17 protein-coding genes are annotated in these 16,738 nt (G+C 65.9%); 15 read left to right on the top strand and 2 right to left on the bottom strand.

Annotation, left to right across the window (positions count from 1 at the left end; all coding sequences use genetic code 11):
• Window positions 1-4 precede the first annotated feature (4 nt).
• On the bottom strand, window positions 5-1,063 hold the full coding sequence (locus ODR01_RS13670; RefSeq protein WP_316978230.1) for a TIGR01620 family protein: 1,059 nt from the start codon (window positions 1,061-1,063) through the stop codon (window positions 5-7).
• The gene (locus tag ODR01_RS13665) at window positions 1,060-2,511 is read right to left on the bottom strand and encodes a YcjX family GTP-binding protein (protein WP_316978229.1); all 1,452 of its coding nucleotides are present in this window, start codon (window positions 2,509-2,511) and stop codon (window positions 1,060-1,062) included. Before ODR01_RS13665 ends, ODR01_RS13670 begins: the two co-directional genes overlap by 4 nt.
• 173 nt (window positions 2,512-2,684) lie before the next feature.
• On the opposite strand from ODR01_RS13665, the gene ODR01_RS13660 reads away from it, so the two are divergent.
• The 15 genes from ODR01_RS13660 to ODR01_RS13590 all read left to right on the top strand — a co-directional run bounded on the left by ODR01_RS13660 (window position 2,685) and on the right by ODR01_RS13590 (window position 16,738).
• On the top strand, window positions 2,685-3,512 hold the full coding sequence (locus tag ODR01_RS13660) for a flagellin (RefSeq protein WP_316978228.1): 828 nt from the start codon (window positions 2,685-2,687) through the stop codon (window positions 3,510-3,512).
• A gap of 72 nt (window positions 3,513-3,584) precedes the next feature.
• Complete coding sequence (fliD, locus tag ODR01_RS13655) at window positions 3,585-5,267, top strand: flagellar filament capping protein FliD (RefSeq protein WP_316978227.1); 1,683 nt, start codon at window positions 3,585-3,587, stop codon at window positions 5,265-5,267.
• 27 nt (window positions 5,268-5,294) lie between these two features.
• On the top strand, window positions 5,295-5,687 hold the full coding sequence (locus ODR01_RS13650) for a flagellar protein FliS (RefSeq protein ID WP_316978226.1): 393 nt from the start codon (window positions 5,295-5,297) through the stop codon (window positions 5,685-5,687).
• Entirely contained in the window at window positions 5,648-6,382 is a 735-nt protein-coding gene (locus ODR01_RS13645) for a sigma-70 family RNA polymerase sigma factor (RefSeq protein ID WP_316978225.1), read from the top strand. Before ODR01_RS13650 ends, ODR01_RS13645 begins: the two co-directional genes overlap by 40 nt.
• Window positions 6,383-6,832, top strand: a complete 450-nt coding sequence (locus ODR01_RS13640) for a hypothetical protein (RefSeq protein ID WP_316978224.1) — start codon at window positions 6,383-6,385, stop codon at window positions 6,830-6,832. It abuts the gene before it with no gap.
• Between the two features lie 63 nt (window positions 6,833-6,895).
• Complete coding sequence (locus ODR01_RS13635; RefSeq protein WP_316978223.1) at window positions 6,896-7,426, top strand: periplasmic heavy metal sensor; 531 nt, start codon at window positions 6,896-6,898, stop codon at window positions 7,424-7,426.
• Between the two features lie 114 nt (window positions 7,427-7,540).
• Window positions 7,541-8,227 (top strand): flagellar hook assembly protein FlgD, encoded by a 687-nt coding sequence (locus ODR01_RS13630; protein WP_316978222.1) that lies wholly within the window; start codon window positions 7,541-7,543, stop codon window positions 8,225-8,227.
• A 13-nt stretch (window positions 8,228-8,240) separates the two neighbouring features.
• Window positions 8,241-9,512 carry a flagellar hook protein FlgE gene (gene flgE, locus ODR01_RS13625; RefSeq protein ID WP_316978221.1) on the top strand — a complete coding sequence of 424 codons (1,272 nt, stop codon included), beginning with the start codon at window positions 8,241-8,243 and terminating at the stop codon, window positions 9,510-9,512.
• Window positions 9,513-9,542: 30 nt separating this feature from the next.
• On the top strand, window positions 9,543-9,881 hold the full coding sequence (locus tag ODR01_RS13620; RefSeq protein WP_316978220.1) for a hypothetical protein: 339 nt from the start codon (window positions 9,543-9,545) through the stop codon (window positions 9,879-9,881).
• Window positions 9,878-10,321: a hypothetical protein gene (locus ODR01_RS13615; protein WP_316978219.1), complete on the top strand. Its 444-nt coding sequence runs from the start codon at window positions 9,878-9,880 to the stop codon at window positions 10,319-10,321. Before ODR01_RS13620 ends, ODR01_RS13615 begins: the two co-directional genes overlap by 4 nt.
• Window positions 10,322-10,355: 34 nt before the next feature.
• Window positions 10,356-12,092, top strand: coding sequence for a flagellar hook-associated protein FlgK (flgK, locus tag ODR01_RS13610; RefSeq protein ID WP_316978218.1), 1,737 nt, complete (start codon window positions 10,356-10,358; stop codon window positions 12,090-12,092).
• Window positions 12,093-12,105: 13 nt separating this feature from the next.
• Window positions 12,106-13,014 carry a flagellin gene (locus ODR01_RS13605; protein ID WP_316978217.1) on the top strand — a complete coding sequence of 303 codons (909 nt, stop codon included), beginning with the start codon at window positions 12,106-12,108 and terminating at the stop codon, window positions 13,012-13,014.
• Window positions 13,015-13,123: 109 nt separating this feature from the next.
• A complete protein-coding gene (locus tag ODR01_RS13600) occupies window positions 13,124-14,716 on the top strand; it encodes an ABC transporter substrate-binding protein (RefSeq protein ID WP_316978216.1) in 1,593 nt (530 codons plus the stop codon).
• A gap of 10 nt (window positions 14,717-14,726) precedes the next feature.
• Window positions 14,727-15,818 (top strand): ABC transporter permease, encoded by a 1,092-nt coding sequence (locus ODR01_RS13595; protein ID WP_316978215.1) that lies wholly within the window; start codon window positions 14,727-14,729, stop codon window positions 15,816-15,818.
• Window positions 15,815-16,738 carry an ABC transporter permease gene (locus ODR01_RS13590; protein WP_316978214.1) on the top strand — a complete coding sequence of 308 codons (924 nt, stop codon included), beginning with the start codon at window positions 15,815-15,817 and terminating at the stop codon, window positions 16,736-16,738. The genes ODR01_RS13595 and ODR01_RS13590 overlap by 4 nt, the downstream gene beginning before the upstream one ends.

The following is a 16,738-nucleotide window of genomic DNA, read 5'->3' as shown; positions in this document are numbered from 1 at the left end:
TCGGTCAGGCGTCCCGCCCGCGGAAGGGTTTCATGATGTCGCCCCGAAGCGAAGCCAAGCTGGCGCGGTCTTCGCTGGTGAAGGGGACCGGCCGGCAGGCCTCGATGGCGATGAGCCCGAGGCGCGCCGTGCGCAGCGCCGTGAAGGCCCCCTGCCCCACCTTGTTCGAGACCTTGCCGGCGACGCCCGCCCCGATGTGGGCGGTCAGGAGGTCGCCCAGATATTCAACGGCGCCGGCCATCGCCGCGTTTTCCAACACCCGGCGGGTCAGCGCGAAACGGCCGATGTGGCTCGGCCGCAAGCCATAGACCAGGGCCACGTCGCGGATCATCCGGCTGGTCCGCCAGATCACCAGGAGGGCGTCGAGCAGCCCGGCCGGGCTTAGGAGTACCCCGACGCCGGCATCGCGGGCGGCCCTGGACACCACGCGATAAGCCTGGCGGTCGAGCGGCTGCAAAACCTCGCGCGCCAGGAGGGACAGCATCTCGCGGTCGGCATGCGCGGTGGTCACCGTCGCCTTGAAGCGGGCGATGCCGCCCTCCGCTTCCGGGCGGCCCTCGTAGAGGGCGACGATGCGGGCGGCCAGCACGCCGCCGTCCCCGGTGTCGACGGGCGCATCGAGGATGCGCGCCGCCTCCGCCCGAAGTTCGGCCACCTCCCCGAGAGCCCTGAGCTGGCGGCGCAGCGCCACCACTTCCGAACCGACGGCCACGAGGCCGCTGCCGAAGGCGACGGCAGCCAGCGCGCCGAGCAGGCCGCCCAGCACCGAATCGCGCTCGAACAGGGCCAGCGTATAGGAAACCGACTCGATGGCGAGGACGGAAAGGACGAATCCGGTGGCCGCGGCCAGGAACACGCGAAACGCCCGCCGCCTGGTGCGCGGCGGCTTGACCGACAGCTCGGCCGGCGCCGGTTCGTCGGCGGGATGGGGCCTGACCACGTCGGCCGGCAGTTCGAGGGGCGCCGACAGGCCGAAGGCGTCGGCCGCCGGCTCCCGTTCGCCGGTCAGCGGCCGAACGCGGCCGGCATCGAGTTCGAAGGGTTCGCGTCGTTGCTCGCTCATCGCAGACGGTCCCCGAGCAGGAATTCCAGCGCGTGGTCGAGACCGACGTGGGGCAGCCCCTCGGTCTCGGCGTGCCGCAGTCCATGGGGCAGGAACTTGAGGAACCGGAAGTTCATGGCGCTCCACGCCTGGGGCGAGGGAAAGCGCGGCGGGACCTCGCCGGGATAGAGGGCCACCTTCTCGGCGCGTCCCTCCGGCAGTCCGCAGACCATCGGCAGGGTCTTGCCGTCATGCTCGCCCAGTACGTTCTCGGTGCAGCGCACGGCGGCGATGGCGGCCGTTTTCGTGCGGGCACCCTCGAAGCGGATCTCGCCCGAGGCGTGGGTAATCATCTCTTCCAGCAGCTGCTGCAGGTTGCGGTACTGTTCGAGCGGAACGTGGTCGCACTTGGTGGCGACGAACAGCACGCGGTCGATGCGCGGCGCAAAGATCCGCCGCAGCCAGCCGGCGCTGCCATGATCGAAGCTGCGCAGAATGACGGCGAGCGCGTCGCGCATGTCGGCCAGCGTGTGCGGTCCGCCGGCCAGGGCCTTCAGCACGTCGACGAGCACGATCTGGCGGTCCGAGCGGGCGAAGTGGTCGCGATAGAGCGGATGCACGAGGTGATCCCGGTAGGCGTCGTAGCGGCGCTCCAGCAGCGCGCGCAGGGCCCGCGGGTCGTTCTCCGGCCGGGCCGGCAGCGGGAAGAACGCCATCAGCGGGGCGTTTTCGGAAATCTCGCGGCCCGGTTTCACGAAGCGCCCCGGCTGCAACAGGGTCAGGCCCTCCTCGGCGCAGGCGTGAAGGAATCGCCGGTAGAGATCGGCGCCCCGCCCGATCGTCTCGTCGTCGAGGGGGGCGGCGGGACCGAGCGGCCCGACGAAGGCCAGAAAGTCGCCGGCCAAGCGGTCGCGCGGCGGCCGGCCCAGGCGTTCGAAGACATCCCTCGACCATTCCTCGAAGGATTGGTCCAGCATCGGCAGGTCGAGCAGCCATTCCCCGGGATAGTCGACGATGTCGAGATGCAGCGAAACGCGGTCGCGGGCCAGCCGGGCCAGCCCGCCGGCCGGGCGGAAGCGCAGGGCGAGGCGCGAGCGGTTGATGCGGTCGGTCGATTCCGACCAGACCGGCGGCTCTCCGGTCAAGAGCGCCAGGGATTGGCGGTAGGGAAAGGTCGGCAGGTGCAGATCGGCCCGCTCGACCAGCCGGGCGCCCACCAGCCGGCGCTCGGAGACCACCGACAGGAACGGCAGCAGTTCCGGGTGTTCGACGGCGCGCAGCAGGTTGTGGACGATTGCGGTCGCCGCCACCGTCTTGCCGCTGCGGCTCAAGCCCGTGATAGCCAGCCGGACGGTACGCTCGGAGGCGCGCTCGAGGGCGTCGGCGGCGACCTCGCCCAGCCGCTCCGAGGCGCCGACGACCAGCCGCTCGACCTGCCGGCCGGGCTCTCCGAGCCATCGCTCCATCATGCCGGGCCGCCTTTCCTTTTTGCCACGCGATCCACCCCAGTCTGCCCGCCCCGCAAAAAAAACGCCAGGTTTTGGGCGCCTCGTCCGTAGAAGCCAGTGAAGGGTACGTAAAGGCCCATCAGTTTCGATGGGAGCGGGAAGGCTCCCAGTTCTTTTGGCAAAGGAGAATCCAAATGCCCGTGATCTCGACAAACACCGCCGCCAACTCGGCGCTTCGCTATCTGAACTACAACAGCGACCAGCAGTCCGAAAACCTGTCGCGCATCGCCAGCGGCTCGCGCATCACCAAGGCGTCGGACGACGCCTCGGGCCTGGCCATCGGCACCAAGCTGCAAACGGACGTCGCCACCCTGACCCAGGCCCAGACCAACGCCGCCAACGGCGCCTCCATCCTGTCCGTCGCCGACGGCGGCATGGCCAGCATCAGCGACATTCTGTCGCGCATGAAGACGCTGGCGACACAGTCGGTCTCGGGCACGGTCACCGATACCGAGCGGGCCTACATCCAGGCCGAAATCGACGAACTTGCCCTCGAAATCACCAGCATCGCGACCGCCACCTCCTTCAATGGCGAATCGCTGCTCGACGGCACGTCGGACTATGCCACGGGCGTCGTCTTCATGGCCGGCACCGAGTCGACCGACACCCTGACCGTCACCATCACCGACGTGGATGCCACGGCTCTCGCCGTCGCCGCCCTCGACGTCGAAACCGACGCCACGACGCGGACGGCCGCGCTGGCCGCCATCGACGCCGCCATCAATACGCTGGCGACGGCGCGCGCCGAGGTGGGCGCCCAGATGTCGCGCTTCGAGTTCCGCGAATCGATGCTGGCGACATCGCTCGAGAACACCGACGCGGCGGCATCCGCCATCATGGATGCCGACATCGCCTCCGAGCAGGCGGAACTGGCCTCCAACGAAGTGAAGACGCAGGCGGCCATCGCGGCCCTGGCCTCGGCCAACGAGCTGCCGCAGGAACTGCTCGACCTGCTGCGGTAACCCGAAGATCCCCCCGGGGGGCGTGACCTCCACCCCCCCGGGGCCGATCCCCTTCGGCGAAGGATCGTATCCATGACCACCACCACCTCCTCCACCGCCATCGTCACCGGCTACACGCGCACCTACGTGTCGGGTTCCTCGGGTCTCGATACGTCGGCGCTGATCGAGGCGGCGGTCAACGCCAAGCTCGAGGCGGCCACGACGCTGGAGACGCAGGTCGAGGAAAACGAAACCACGATCGCCGCCTACGAGGAGATGCAGGGGTATCTGTCCGACATGATGGATGCCCTCGACACGCTGCGCAACGCCTCGGGCTCCACCAGCACGGAAAGCGTCTTCGATTCCCGTGCGGCCTACTTGACGGCGAGCGACGGCACGGACGCTACCGGTTACCTCGGCGTGACCGTGGACGACGGCACCGCCTCGCAGTCCTTCACGATCGAGGTCGAACAACTCGCCCTGTCCCACAAGGTGGGATCGGGAACCCAGTCGTCGAGTGACGGGGCCTTGGATCTGTCGGGCAGCTTCACCCTTGGCACCGAGGGCGGCGAAAGCGCGACGATCACCGTCGATTCCGGCATGTCGCTGGCCGACATCGCCACCGCCATCAATGCGACGACCGAGACGAGCGGCGTCCAGGCCTCGGTCCTCAAGGTTTCCGACAGCTCCTACATGCTGGTCCTGTCGAGCAGCGAAACCGGCCAGACGATCGAACTGACCGATACCGATGGGGTGGCCCAATCGTTGGGAATCGTCGACGGCACCGGCGCCTTCGCCACCGAGCTTCAGGCGGCCCAGAACGCGATCGTCACCATCGACGGCGTCACCGTCGAATCCTCCACCAACACCATCGAAGACGTTCTGAGCGGCGTCGACCTCGATCTCTACGCCGCGACGTCGGGGATCAGCGTTACGGTCGAGGTGGAACCCGACTATGCCAGCGCCAAGGAGGCCATCGAGGCTTTCGTTACGGCCTACAACACCTATCGCGAGTTCGCCTTGACCAACCAGACGGTCGGCAGCGATGGAACGCCTTCCGACTCCGCCGTGCTTTTCGGCGATTCCATCCTGCGGGGCACCAATTCGGCCATCAACAGCATCATCGCCGAACTGATCGAAACGGACGCCGGAGGATTGTCGCTGGGCGCCATCGGCATCACGTTCGACGAGAACAACTGCTTGGTCATCGACGACGACACGCTCGACGCGGCCATCGTCGATGACTTCGATTCCGTCACACAACTGTTCGAGTTTCAGTTCACATCGACGTCGGACGAGTTGCAGGTGCTGCGCGACGATTCGGCGCTGGCCACCGGCACCTACGTCCTCGACATCGAGACGGATACCGAAGGCAACATCACCTCGGTGTCGGTCGACGGCGACGATACCCTGTTCACCATCGACGGAACGGTCCTGACCGGCGCCGACGGCAGCGCTTTCGCCGGATTGAAGCTCGTCTATTCGGGGGAAAGCGCCACCGTCAGCATCACGATATCCGACGGAATCGCCGATCTTCTTTACGACTCGCTAAGCACCATCGCCGATTCTAGCAGCGGCCAGATCGCCGAGGCGATTGCCGCGCTGGAGGACGAAAACACGACCAAGACGGCCAAGGCGGCGGACATCACCGAAAGGGCCTACGCCTACGAGGAACGCCTGATCGACTACTACGCGAACCTCGAGGCCAAGATCGCCGAAGCGGAAGCCACAATGGCCGTCATCGAAGCCCTTTTGGGATCTGACGACGATGATTAAGAGCGTTGTTTTGGGGGGAATCCAGCCATGAAAACCGCCAGCCGGCGGGCGACGTCCGCTTACGGAAAAGCCCAGGGATGCGCGCCGCAGCCGTGGATGGTCGCCATCCTGTTGAATGGCGTCATCAATCACCTGGAGGCCGCCGAACGCGCCTGCGCGGACGGCCGGCGGGCCGAGTCCATGAGGCGGGCCAGCAAGGCGATCGCCATTCTTCAGGGACTGCGCGACAACCTGCGTCCCGAAGTTTCACGGCGGCTGACCGACCGGCTCGGTCAATTCTACGGAACCAGCATGGTGCGCATTGCCCATCTCACGAGGAGCGGCTTCGACGCCAACACCTGCCAGCGCGTCCTGGCGGACGTCAAACTGGTCCAGGAGGCGTGGGCGACCCTCGACGACAGGGGAAGTACGATAGATTGACGTTCGTGGGGGGAAAAATCGAGGTGAACGCCCATGGAGCGTGGCCGCCGGGTGAGGGGGAAAGTCCGGCGCCGGCCGAGGCCGCGAGTTCGGGCCGACGTCATAAACCGTCCGTCGAAACGGGCGCGGCCGGGACGGAGCCCGGCGACGATGCCCTGATGGCGCAGGCCACCGCCGGCGACCAGGCCGCCTTCAGAACCCTGATGGCGCGCCATTTCCGCCGGGTCTATTCGCTGGCCTTCCGAATGGTCCCCAACGCGGCGGATGCCGAGGATCTGGCCCAGGACGTGTTCTTCACCGTCTGGCTGAAGCGGGCGGAATGGCAGCCGGGCGAGGCCGCCTTCTCGACCTGGCTTTACCGCGTCACCCTCAACCGCTGCATCGATTTCAAGCGCAAACGCAAAACCACCGATTCCGACCAGATTCCCGAAATAGCCGACGATCGGCCGGACGCGGCGGCACTTCTGCAACAGCACCAGGCCAGCCAGATCCTCAGGAGCGCCACCCTGAAATTGAGCGATGAACAACAGGCCGCGCTTGCGCTATTCTATCACCAGGGCTTGTCGAACGCGGAGACGGCGGAAATTTTGGGCACCAGCGTTTCGGCAGTGGAATCGCTGCTGAAACGGGCTCGGAATCGTCTCCGGACAATCTTGCGGAACCGGTCGAAAGACCTTTTAGGGGACAGTGGATGAATGGGACTGAAAGAATTTCAGGATCTTCTTGACCGCTATGGCGGAGATCCGAAGGCCTGGCCGGCCGACCGCCGGATAGAGGCGCTTGCCCTTGCGGGTGCCTCGGCCGACGCCGGCCGCCTTCTCGAAGAAACCCGGTGCGTGGAACGCCTGTTGGCCGAGCCCGCCGTTCCGGAGCCAAGTCCCGATGCGATGGACCGGGTCATGGCCCGCATCCGCGCCCATGAGGAACGGCTGGCCGGCGCGACATCGCCGGCGCCGATGCCGATCCTGGCAAGGGCGCGCGCGCTGGTCGGCGAGGTGAACGGCATCTTGGGTGGCCTAGTCTACCACCCGGCCATCCTACTCGCGACCGTGTCGCTGATCGGCATCCTGGTCGGCGTCGCCGATCGGGCGAGCTCCCAGCAAGATGCCCAGAGCGGCCTCATCTATTTCATCGTAACTCTCTGACGGCGCGGCGCCGGTCCGCCGCAACCCGAATGCGCAGAATGCATCGGAGGGATGTTGGACAGTATGTCGACCCTGAAGAAACGGACGAAGATCATCATCGGCGTGACGCTGACCGTGTCGCTTGCCGTCAATTTTTTCTTCCTGGGATGGCTGGTGGGCACCAGCCCGCTGGTGCCCGGCTCGCTGGCCGGACGCCTGGGCGCGGCGGCCGGCCTGCTCCGGCCGCCCCCCGGATCGGGCATGTCCCCTGAACAGCGGTTCGTCGGCTTTCTCGCCCATGACCTCTCGGAGACCGGCCACCGGAAGGTGTTGGCCGCCCTGGATAGCCGGGCCTCTGACATCCGCGACCTTGAGCGGCAGGCCATCACTATTCGCGCAGAAATCGTTTCGCTGCTGTTGCAGCCGGAACCCGACCGACCGCGCGTTGCCAAGCGGATCGAGGACTTCGAGCAGTTGACGCGGCGGCGCATCGCCATCGTCAGCGCCGCCATCCTTCCCGTCGTCCTCGATCTCGGTCTGGAGGACCGCCGGACGTTCATCGAACGGTGGGCCATGGGGCCCGGCGCGCCCCCACCGCCGCCACCTCCCCGATAAGGGATCGAACTCCGGCTTCGGCCGGAGTTTTTTTTGCGCCAGGTTTTGCGGGACGGGCCGTGAAAGGAGGTATGGGCATTGGGACCGTGGGCCGAGTCTCGCAAGGAGTTTCCCATGGAGACGACATCAGTAGCGTCAAGCGATTACAGTTCGGCCGTTCTTTCGGCCCTCTCTTCTTCCAGCGATTCGAGTACGACCTCGAGCTCCGCCGAAGAGCTTTACAATTCGTGGATTACCATCCTCTGCACGCAGCTTGAGAACCAGGACCCGACGGATCCTGTCGACACCACGGAATTCACCAGCCAGCTGACTTCCATCGCCTCGCTGGAACAGCAGGCCCTGACCAACGAGACCCTGAGCAGCCTGCTGACGCTGGTCTCGGGGCTGCAGGGCGATTCGCTGGCCGGCTATATCGGCAGCAAGATCACCGCCTACGGTGACACCGCGCCCCTGAGCGATGGGTCCGCCGAATGGCAGTACGACCTCGAATCGACGGCCGAAACGGTCACCATCTCCGTCTTGGATGCGGACGGCAACGTCGTCTACACCACCACCGGCGAAACCGGAGCCGGCACCCACGAGTTCACCTGGGACGGCACCACCGACGACGGCGAGATCGCGCCCGACGGCGCCTATCAGCTGGTGGTCGAAGCCACCGACGCCAGCGGCGACGACGTCTCCGCCACCCTTTACGCCTGCGGCACCGTCACCGGCATCGACCTGACGGGCGACACCGCCACCCTGCTGATGGACGGCGTCGAGGTCCCCGGCAGCTACGTCGTTTCCGTTTCCAAGGCCTGAGGAGGATGCACCGATGAGCGACGCCGCCATGTCCATTGCGGTCTCCGCGCTCCGCGCGCAGAGCTCGAACCTCTCCATCATCTCGACCAACCTCGCCAACTCCTCGACCGTCGGCTACAAGGAACTCACCACCAACTTCAAGACCCTGGTGACCAATCCCTATTCGTCCTCGTCGCTCAATACCGGCGGCGTCGTGGTGTCGAGCATCCAGCATGTCGACCTCCAGGGACTGATCGAAAGCTCCAACACGTCGACCAACATGGCGATCGACGGCAATGGATACTTCGTGGTCACCAACACCGCCGACGGCAATTCCTTCTATTACACGCGTACCGGCAGCTTCTCGACCAATGACGACGGCTACCTGGTCAACGAGAACGGCTATTTCCTGCAGGGATGGCCGGTGGATTCCGACGGCAACCTGGTCAACGGCAGCGGCTCGGTCAGCAGCCTCGAAACCATCAACCTCAATTCGATCAGCGGCGCCGCCCAGGCCACGTCGACGATCGACCTCGTTGCCAATCTGCCGGCCGACGCAGCGGTGGGCGACACCTTCACGACGTCTTCCGAGATCTACGACTCGCTCGGCGTCAGCCATACCATCGAATATACGTGGGAGAAGACCGACGCCAACGAGTGGGAACTGTCGGTGTCGAATCCGACACTGGGTTCGGATCCCACCGACGAGTCGGGAACCCTGGCGGGCAGCCCCATCACCATCACCTTCGATTCCGACGGCAACCTGGACACAACGAACCCCGATCCGGTGACCCTCAGCATCACCGCCTGGGAAACCGGAGCGAGCGACAGCACCATCACCCTCGGCCTCGGCACCTCCGGGCGTACCGACGGCCTGAGCCAGTTCTCCAGCGAGGACGGCGATCCGCAGGTTTCGGTCACCTCGGTCAACCAGGACGGCCTGCAGTTCGGCGACCTGGCCAGCGTCAGCATCCAGGCGGACGGCCTGGTCATCGCCACCTTCGACAACGGCATGAGCCGGACCGTCTATCAGATCCCGCTGGCGTCCTTCAACAACCCCAACGGCCTGCAGTTGGTCAGCGGCAACGCCTACCTGGCCACCGTCGATTCCGGCACCTACACGCTGAACATGCCGGGCTACGGCGGTACCGGGGCGATCAGCGGCAGCGCCCTGGAGGCCTCCACCGTGACGACGTCGGAGGAACTGACCGACATGATCGTCGCCCAGCAGGCCTACTCGGCGGCCTCGCAGGTGATCAGCACGTCGCAGGACATGTTCGACGCATTGATCGGTTCCGTTCGCTGACGCGAACCCATGAGAAAGGCGAAACAGACGATGTCGAAGTCCAGGAAGAAGGCGCCGATCGCCCCCGTCGACAGGCGGCTCACCGCCGACTGTCAGCGGGTCCTCGCCGACGCCCAGAGCGTTTTGGGCACCCTCATCATCGACGAGGGCGAGGCGATAACGGTGGCGCGCGAAACGGCCGACCGGCTGGCCGTCATGCACCCCGATACCCGGCTGGCCGAACGGCGGCGCTTGATTTCACTTTTCGACGACCTGACCGCGTTGACGGCCCGGCTGATCTCCGAGAAGGCGGCGGTTGAACAGCGCCTTGTCCTGGGGACCCGCCACAGGGCGGCCGGCCGGGCGTACAAGGCAGGAGAAGCGCGATGAACGGAACCGAAAAGACCACCCCGGAGTATGTCGGCGAACTGACCGCCCTGCTCGATCGCTTCAGCGAACTGGTCGAGATGGAAAACGCGGCGATCGAGCGGCATGACACCGCCACCCTGCAACGCCTGGCCCCAGCCAAGATCGAGGCCGGCAGGGCCTTCGAGGCGCTTTGGCGGGAGTTCCAGCCAAGCCTTCGGCACGCCGATCTCGAGCACAGGGCCGCCTTCTCCGAACTGGCCGCCCGCGCGGAGAGCCTGCGGCCCCGCGTCGCCCGCAACCTGACCCTGCTGAATGCCGCCAAGGTCACAACGGCGAACCGCATCGAAGCCGGCATCGCGGCGTGGCGGCGGTCCCAGAACGAGAAGCCGGTCAACTACGAGGACAGCGGCCGCACCTCGGCGCCGGGACGGGGATCGATCCGTCCGCCGCGCCTGATTTGAGAACGGCGGGCAACCGCCGCCGAGCGAGGGTTCCATGGATCTGCGCGCAGCCCAGTATGCGGCCCTGACGGGCCTGACCGTCGCCGAGGCGCAATCGTCGGTCGCGACGACAAACGTCGCCAACGCCGGGGTCACCGGCTATACCGCCAAGACCACCAGCCTGACCACGACGGTCACCGGAAGCAGCGCCACCGGCGTCTCCCTCAGCTCCATCACTTCCTACGTCAACGAGAACCTCGTGCGCTCGCTGGTGGCGGCGACCAGCGACCAAACCTATACCCAGACCGTCGCCGACTACCTGGAAGCGCTGTCCAGCGCGCTCGGAACCACCGATAGCGAAACAACGATCGCCGATCGGTTGACCGCCCTTCAGACGGCGATTGCCGATCTGGCGGTGACGCCGGAAAGCGACAGCCTGAAGTACCTGGTGGTGGAAGCCGCCGTCGACGTCGCCGACTCGCTGAACGCGCTCTCCGCCGAGGTGCAGCAGCAGCGGGCCGACGCCGACCAGCAGATCGAAGACACGGTCGGCGAGCTCAACACGGCGCTGGCCGAGATCGACGAGCTCAACGAACAGATCACCATGGCCAAGGCGCTCGGGCAGGACACCGGCGATCTCGAAGACGCCCGCCGCGTGGCGCTGCAAACCGTCGCCGAAAAGCTGGACGTCAACTACTTCACCACCTCCTCCGGCGAATTGCATGTCTACACCCAGTCGGGAGAGCCCCTGGTCGACAGCCAGGCGCACACGTTGGCCTACGAAGCCGCCGGCAACGTATCCGCAACCATGGAATACCCGAGCGGCTTCGACGAGATCACGCTGGACGGCCAGGCGGTCACGACAAAGCTGAGCGGCGGCGAAATCGGCGCCCTGCTGGAGCTCCGCGACGAGACCCTGCCCGCCATCCAGGACGAACTGGACGCCCTGGCGGCGACGCTGGTCGAAGAGGTGAACGCCGTCACCAACCAGGGCACCGCGGTGCCGGCGGCCGGCACCCTGACCGGCACGACGTCGCGCGCAAGCGCCGACTCGCTTTCGGGGACCGGCACGATGCGGATCGCCCTCGTCGATTCCGACGGCGTCGTCGACACGGTGGTCGATCTGGACCTGTCGACGTACTCGACCGTCGGCGACCTGGTGAGTGCCATCGATGCCATCGACGGCGTCAGCGCGTCCCTCGACGCCGAAGGGCGTTTGGTCGTTTCTTCCGACGATTCGTCGCTGGGCGTGGCCATCAACGAGATGGACAGCGCCGCCGGCACCGCCGGCACGGGAATTTCGTCGTACTTCGGGCTGAACAGCCTGTTCACCGGAACGTCGGCGGATACGATCCGCGTGCGATCCGACCTGGCTGCCGATTCGACCCTGTTGGCGACGGGAACATTGAGTTCGGATTCCACCCTGGCGGCCGGGGATACCGGCATCGCCTCGGGCGACGGGTCCATCGCGGAAGCGCTGGAAGACCTGTTCGGCCAGTCCGTCGACTTCGCGGCGGCGGGCTCTCTGGGCGACACCAGCGCCACGCTTGCCGACTATGCGTCGAGTATCGTTTCCGATGTCGCGACGAAGGCATCGACGGCAACCAGCGAGGCCGAAACCGCCGACCTGGTGGCCGAAAACCTGAGCACCAGCCTGAGCAACGAATCGGGCGTCAACCTCGACGAGGAAACCGCCCGCCTGGCCGCCCTGGAGAACCAGTACGCGGCCTGTTCTCAAATGTTTGAGATCATCAGCGAGATGTTCGAGACCCTTCTCGATGCTGTCTCGTGAAAATGGAGAAGCCATGAACCGCATTTCGACCTATGGGCAGTTGAATGCCACCCTGACGTCCGTGATGCGCCAACAGTCGGACATGGCCGTCGCCCAGGCCCAGTCGAGCGGCCTGAAATCGGAATCGTACGCCGGGCTCGGCGCCGACAGCGCCCGCGCGCTCAATCTGGAGGCGCAATTGGCCCGCTCCCTGCAATATGTGCAGCAGGGAGAGATCGTGGCGAGCCGGGTCGAGAGCATGTACAGCGCGGTCACCGACATGATCGACACGCTCGGCAAGTATCAGTCCCTGTTGAGCACCGCCATGAGCGGAGACTCGGCCGAAACCGCCGGCCTCAACTATCAGTCGCAAACCTGGCTCGACACCTTCGTCGATTCCGCCAACACCCGCCTCACCGGCCGCTACCTGTTCAGCGGCGACATGACCGACACCGCTCCGGTCAACGTCAGCGATCCACCGTATACGCCCCAGACCTATCCCTCGACCGCCAGCACCGCCTACTATCAGGGAGACAGCGCCATCGCCACCTTCCAGGCCTCCGACGGCAAGACGATCACCTACGGCGTGACGGCAAGCGAAGCGGGCTTCGAAGAAGCCATCCGCGCCCTCAGCCTGGGCGCCAACGCCTCCGAGGACCCGGTCGACCAGGACGCCCTCACCGAGGCCTACGACTTGGTGAACACGGCGCTCGACGCCCTGCTGGTCACGCAAACGAAGCTGTCCGCGGCGGCCACCGCGCTGGAATGGGAGATGGATGTGCAAACGGACGTTCAGGTGCGCCTCGAAGCCATGGTCAGCACCGTCAAGGAAGTGGACGTGGCAGAGGCGCTGACCCGCATGGAAACCCTGCAGACGCAGCTCGAGGCGAGCTACTCGGCGATCGCCAAGATCAACGAGATGAACCTCTTCGACTATCTATAGGCCGGGCGACGCCCGTGGCCGGATCGCCAAAGCGGGCGGGTTTTGATGGCGGCTCTCTCCCTGTGGTAGTATGAGTTTCGCTCTGCTCATGCGATGGGGAGACTAAGTCATGCATGTACGCATTCTGCCGGTGGCGGGGGCCATCGGGCTGTCGGTGATGCTCGCGGTGGCTCCGGTTAAAGCCGCGACGCCTTCGAACATGGTGGTCATGGCCTGGCAGATCGACGAATTGATTTCGCTCGACCCGGCCGAAATTTACGAGTTCGCGCCGGCCGAACTGGCCGCCAATTTTTACGACCGCGTCGTCTATTACGATATCGCCTCGCCCAACGAGATGAAGGGCGGCGCCGCCGAAAGCTGGACCATCTCGGACGACGGCAAGACCTTCACCTTCAAGATCCGCGACGGCGTCAAGTTCCATTCCGGCAATCCGCTGACGGCCGAGGACGTGGCGTGGTCCATGCAGCGGGTCGTCAAGTTGGACAAGGGACCGGCCTTCATCCTGACCGGCTTCGGGCTTTCCAAGGACAACGTCGAGCAGAAGGTTCGGGCAACCGACGCCCGCACCGTGGTGTTCGAAACCGACAAGGCCTATGCGCCGACCTTCGTGCTCAACTGCCTGGGCTCGTGGGTCAGCTCGGTCCTCGACAAGAAAACCGTGATGGCCAACGAGAAGAACGGCGATCTGGGCGGCGCCTGGCTCAAGACCCACGAAGCCGGCTCCGGACCGTTCACGTTGAACCTTCTGAAAGCCAACGAGATGGTCATGCTCGACGCCTTCGAAGGTTACTGGCGCGGTGCCCCGAAAATCAAACGGGTGGCGCTTCGCCACGTCCCGGAAAGCGCGCCGCAGCGGCTGATGCTGGAAAAAGGCGATGCCGACGTCGCCCGCGATCTGGGCCCCGACGACCTCGACGTCCTGGCCAAGAACCCCGACATCAAGATCCGCAAGATTCCCCAGGGCATGATCTACTACCTGGGCCTCAACCAGAAGAACCCCAACCTTGCCAAGCCCGAGGTCATCGAAGCCCTGAAATGGCTGATCGATTACAAGGGAATCGAGAAGAACATCCTGCGCGAGACCAAGATCCCGCATCAGACCTTCCTGCCGTCGGGCTTCTTCGGCGCGCTGGACGACACGCCCTATACCCTCGACGTCGAGAAGGCCAAGGCGCTGCTGGCCAAGGCCGGATTGCCGAACGGCTTCAAGGTGACGATGGACGTGCGCAACACCTATCCGACGGCCGACATCGCCCAGATCATCCAGGCGACCTGGGCCAAGGCCGGCATCCAGCTTGAAATCATCCCCGGCGACAACAAGCAAACCCTGACCAAATACCGGGCCCGCCAGCACGACATCTACATCGGCCGCTGGGCCCCCGACTATCTGGACCCGCATTCCAACGCCCAGGGCTTCGCCTGGAATCCCGACAACGCCGACGACAGTTCCAACAAGCTGCTGGCTTGGCGCAACGCCTGGGACATCCCGCAGTACACCGGGATGACCGAGGCTGCCCTGGCCGAAAAGGACCCGGCCAAGCGCAAGGCCATCTACGAGGACATGCAGCGGCAGTTCCTGAAGGTTTCGCCGTTCGTGATCATGTTCCAGGACGTCGCCGTTCTGGCCGAACGCAAGAACCTCCAGGGCTTCGAGCACGGCCCCAACTTCGACGTCATCTACTATCGCAACATGACGAAGTAAGACGACCGGCATGGCGCTCGACACCGTGAACGGGGCGGCGTCAACGCCGCCCCGCCCTTCGGGAGGCGGCCGCCGGGCGCGGCACGCCGCGGCGCGCCACGGCGGCTCCATCCTGCGGGTGATCGCCACCCTGGCCTTCACCTTCCTGGGCCTGCTGGCCGTCACCTTTTTCATCGGCCGCGTGGTGCCGATCGACCCCGTGCTGGCCGCGGTCGGCGATCGGGTGAACGCCGCCACCTACGAGCGGGTGCGCATCGAACTCGGCCTCAACCTGCCGCTGTGGGAACAGTTTTTCCGTTACATCTGGGCGGCGCTGCAAGGGGAATTCGGGGAATCGGTGCTGACCTCCAATCCTGTGCTCGACGACATCCGCCGGGTTTTTCCCGCCACCCTGGAACTGGCGACCGTGGCCACCGTCATCGGCGTCGTTCTGGGCGTGCCGGCCGGCGTCGTCGCCGCCACCCGACGCGGCACCTGGATCGATCACGCCATTCGCCTGCTGGGACTGGCGGGCTACTCGGTTCCGGTGTTTTGGCTGGGACTGATGGGACTTCTGGTCTTCTATGCCCGTCTCGACTGGCTGCCGGGGCCGGGCCGCATCGATCTTTTCTTCGAGGGACTGGTTACGCCGGTAACGGGCATCATCCTGATCGACAGCGCGCTGGCCGGCGAATGGGATGTCTTCTGGAACGCCGCCCTCCACCTGGTCCTGCCGGCCTCGATCCTCGGTTACTTCTCGCTCGCCTACATCAGCCGCATGACGCGCAGCTTCATGCTGGAGCAGTTGCAGCAGGAATACGTCATCACGGCGCGCATCAAGGGCCTCACGGAACGGGCCGTGGTATGGCGCCACGCGCTGGGCAACGCCAGGGTCCCCCTGGTGACGGTGATCGCGCTCTCCTACGGCACCCTGCTCGAAGGCTCGGTGCTGACCGAGATCGTGTTCTCGTGGCCGGGGCTAGGCTTCTACATCACCAATTCGCTGCTCAACGCCGACATGAACGCGGTGCTGGGCGGCACCATCGTCGTCGGTGCCGTGTTCATCGGCCTCAACCTGCTGTCCGACATCCTTTATCGCCTGCTCGACCCGAGGGCCCGATGACCCTTTCCGCCCCTCCCTTCCCGACTTGGCGCGCCTGGCTTCTCGACGACGCCCCCGCGTCGCCCCGCCAGGCCTGGTGCGGGAGGATGTACCGCGGCTGGCTGCACTTCCGCCGCAACCCGCTGGCCGTCAGCGGATTGGCCATGGTCCTGCTGCTGATCGTCGTGGCGGCGGTGGGACCGGCGCTCGCCCCCCACGGCCCTTACGAGCAAACCCTGGACGCCCGCCTGCTGCCGCCCGGCTCGCCGGGCTACCTGCTCGGCACCGACGAGCTGGGGCGCGACATCCTGTCCCGGGTGCTCTACGGCGCCCGCATCACGCTGACCATCGTCGTGCTGGTCGCCATCATCGTCGCGCCGCTGGGCCTTCTGGTCGGCACCGTGGCCGGCTATTCGGGCGGCATCGTCGATACCGTGCTGATGCGCCTGACCGACATCTTCCTCGCCTTTCCCCGCCTGATCCTGGCGCTCGCCCTGGTCGCCGCGCTGGGACCGGGAATCGAGAACGCGGTCATCGCCATCGCCATCACATCGTGGCCGCCCTATGCCCGCATCGCCCGGGCCGAAACGCTGACCATCCGCCGCTCCGACTTCATCGCCGCGGCGCGATTGCAAGGCGCCTCGCCGTGGCGGATCGTCTTCGGGCAGGTGGTCCCGCTGTGCACCTCCTCGGTCATCGTGCGCGTGACGCTCGACATGTCGGGGATCATCCTGGTGGCGGCCGGGCTGGGTTTCCTCGGCCTCGGCGCCCAGCCGCCCAGCCCCGAATGGGGGGCGATGGTGTCCTCGGGACGCAAGTTCCTGCTCGATCAATGGTGGGTGGCGACCGTCCCCGGCTTCGCCATTTTCGTCGTCTCGCTCGGCTTCAACCTGTTGGGCGACGGCCTGCGCGACGTCCTCGACCCCCGGCACGGCGGATAG

Origin of the sequence: Shumkonia mesophila (assembly GCF_026163695.1) — a bacterium.
Taxonomy (GTDB): domain Bacteria; phylum Pseudomonadota; class Alphaproteobacteria; order Rhodospirillales; family Shumkoniaceae; genus Shumkonia; species Shumkonia mesophila.
The sequence above is the reverse complement of the archived record's forward strand: the minus strand, read 5'-3'. Positions and strand labels throughout refer to the sequence as shown.

Excerpts from the sequence above, each read along its gene's own strand:
- ODR01_RS13635 (WP_316978223.1), top strand. The coding sequence starts at position 6,896 with ATGTCGACCCTGAAGAAACGGACGAAGATCATCATCGGCGTGACGCTG.
- flgE (WP_316978221.1), top strand. The coding sequence starts at position 8,241 with ATGAGCGACGCCGCCATGTCCATTGCGGTCTCCGCGCTCCGCGCGCAG.
- ODR01_RS13615 (WP_316978219.1), top strand. The coding sequence starts at position 9,878 with ATGAACGGAACCGAAAAGACCACCCCGGAGTATGTCGGCGAACTGACC.
- ODR01_RS13620 (WP_316978220.1), top strand. The coding sequence starts at position 9,543 with ATGTCGAAGTCCAGGAAGAAGGCGCCGATCGCCCCCGTCGACAGGCGG.
- ODR01_RS13605 (WP_316978217.1), top strand. The coding sequence starts at position 12,106 with ATGAACCGCATTTCGACCTATGGGCAGTTGAATGCCACCCTGACGTCC.
- ODR01_RS13595 (WP_316978215.1), top strand. The coding sequence starts at position 14,727 with ATGGCGCTCGACACCGTGAACGGGGCGGCGTCAACGCCGCCCCGCCCT.
- ODR01_RS13670 (WP_316978230.1), bottom strand. The coding sequence starts at position 1,063 with ATGAGCGAGCAACGACGCGAACCCTTCGAACTCGATGCCGGCCGCGTT.
- fliD (WP_316978227.1), top strand. The coding sequence starts at position 3,585 with ATGACCACCACCACCTCCTCCACCGCCATCGTCACCGGCTACACGCGC.
- ODR01_RS13665 (WP_316978229.1), bottom strand. The coding sequence starts at position 2,511 with ATGATGGAGCGATGGCTCGGAGAGCCCGGCCGGCAGGTCGAGCGGCTG.
- ODR01_RS13650 (WP_316978226.1), top strand. The coding sequence starts at position 5,295 with ATGAAAACCGCCAGCCGGCGGGCGACGTCCGCTTACGGAAAAGCCCAG.
- ODR01_RS13630 (WP_316978222.1), top strand. The coding sequence starts at position 7,541 with ATGGAGACGACATCAGTAGCGTCAAGCGATTACAGTTCGGCCGTTCTT.
- flgK (WP_316978218.1), top strand. The coding sequence starts at position 10,356 with ATGGATCTGCGCGCAGCCCAGTATGCGGCCCTGACGGGCCTGACCGTC.
- ODR01_RS13660 (WP_316978228.1), top strand. The coding sequence starts at position 2,685 with ATGCCCGTGATCTCGACAAACACCGCCGCCAACTCGGCGCTTCGCTAT.
- ODR01_RS13590 (WP_316978214.1), top strand. The coding sequence starts at position 15,815 with ATGACCCTTTCCGCCCCTCCCTTCCCGACTTGGCGCGCCTGGCTTCTC.
- ODR01_RS13600 (WP_316978216.1), top strand. The coding sequence starts at position 13,124 with ATGCATGTACGCATTCTGCCGGTGGCGGGGGCCATCGGGCTGTCGGTG.
- ODR01_RS13640 (WP_316978224.1), top strand. The coding sequence starts at position 6,383 with ATGGGACTGAAAGAATTTCAGGATCTTCTTGACCGCTATGGCGGAGAT.